Annotated in this window: 1 protein-coding gene; it reads left to right on the top strand. The window is 64.2% G+C overall.

Features of this window, described 5'->3' with window-relative positions:
• A partial coding sequence (acs, locus tag G0A00_RS26220) for an acetate--CoA ligase (protein WP_164185618.1) occupies nucleotides 1-1,828 on the top strand: 1,828 nt, incomplete at its 5' end.
• Between the last annotated feature and the right edge of the window lie 2 nt (nucleotides 1,829-1,830).

Here is a 1,830-nt window from a genome sequence, read left to right as displayed (position 1 = left end):
GGCCCAGCGTCTGGAGTGGATGGCGCGGCCGACGAAGATCAAGGACACCTGCTTTGACTTCGGCAAGGTCGACATCAAGTGGTTCGAGGACGGCGTGCTGAACGTCGCGCACAACTGCATCGACCGCCACCTGCCCGAGCGCGCCAACCAGACCGCCATCATCTTCGAGCCCGACGAGCCTTCGGACCGGGCCCAGCACATCACCTATGCCGAGCTTTACGACAAGGTGAACCGCATGGCCAACGTCCTGCTCTCGCAGGGTGTCATGCGCGGCGACCGCGTCGTCATCTACCTGCCGATGATCCCCGAGGCCGCCTATGCCATGCTGGCCTGTGCGCGCATCGGTGCCATCCATTCCATCGTCTTCGCCGGCTTTTCGCCGGACGCGCTGGCCAACCGCATCAACGATTGCGGCGCCAAGATCGTCATCACCTCGGACACCGCGCCGCGCGGCGGCCGCCGCACCGCGCTGAAGTCCAACACCGACGCAGCCCTCCTGCACTGCTCGGATAAGGTGCGCTGCCTCGTCGTCAAACACACCGGCGACCAGACCAGCTGGATCGACGGGCGCGATGTGGACGTGAAAGCGCTGATGGAAACCGCCGGCCCCGACTGTCCGCCGCGGCCGATGAATGCCGAAGATCCCCTCTTCATCCTTTACACCTCGGGCTCGACCGGCAAGCCCAAGGGGGTTGTGCACACAAGTGGTGGATATTTGGTTTACGCCGCCCTCACCCATGAGATCGTGTTCGATTACCACGAAGGCGACGTCTATTGGTGCACCGCCGACGTGGGCTGGGTTACCGGGCATTCCTACATTGTTTACGGGCCCTTGGCCAATGGCGCCACGACGCTGATGTTCGAGGGCGTGCCGACCTATCCCGACGCCAGCCGGTTCTGGCAGGTTTGTGAAAAACACAAGGTAAATCAGTTCTACACCGCCCCCACCGCGATCCGCGCGCTCATGGGTCAGGGTGACGATTTCGTAACCAAATGCGATCTATCCTCGCTCAAGCTGCTGGGCACCGTGGGCGAGCCGATCAACCCCGAGGCCTGGAACTGGTACAACGACAAGGTCGGTCAGGGCCGCTGCCCGATCGTCGACACCTGGTGGCAGACCGAAACCGGCGGCCACCTGATGACCCCGCTGCCCGGCGCTCATGCCACCAAGCCGGGCGCGGCGATGAAGCCTTTCTTCGGCGTGCAGCCGGTGGTGCTCGAGCCCACCTCGGGCGTCGAGATCTCCGAGCGCCCGACCGAGGGCGTGCTGGCGATCAAGGACAGCTGGCCGGGCCAGATGCGCACCGTCTGGGGCGACCACGAGCGTTTTGAGCAGACCTATTTCCAGCAGTACAAAGGCTATTACTTCTCGGGCGACGGCTGCCGCGCCGATGAGGATGGCGACTATTGGATCACCGGACGGGTCGATGATGTGATCAACGTCTCGGGCCACCGCATGGGCACCGCCGAGGTGGAAAGCGCGCTTGTCGCCCATGCCAAGGTCGCCGAGGCCGCCGTGGTGGGCTATCCGCATGCGGTGAAGGGTCAGGGCATCTACTGCTACATCACCCTGATGAACGACGTGGAGCCCAGCGAGGAGCTCAAGAAGGAGCTCCGCACCTGGGTGCGCACCGAGATCGGCCCGATCGCCTCTCCGGACCTCATCCAATGGGCCCCCGGCCTGCCAAAGACCCGCTCGGGCAAGATCATGCGCCGCATCCTGCGCAAGATCGCCGAGAACGACTATGGCGCGCTTGGCGACACCTCCACCCTCGCCGATCCCTCGGTCGTCGATGACCTCATCGAAAACCGCGCCAACAATGGGTGAGC

The organism is Salipiger sp. PrR002 (genome assembly GCF_010500775.1).
Classification (GTDB): Bacteria; Pseudomonadota; Alphaproteobacteria; order Rhodobacterales; family Rhodobacteraceae; genus Salipiger.
Note: the sequence above shows the minus strand (reverse complement) of the source record. Positions and strands in the feature narration are given on the sequence as shown.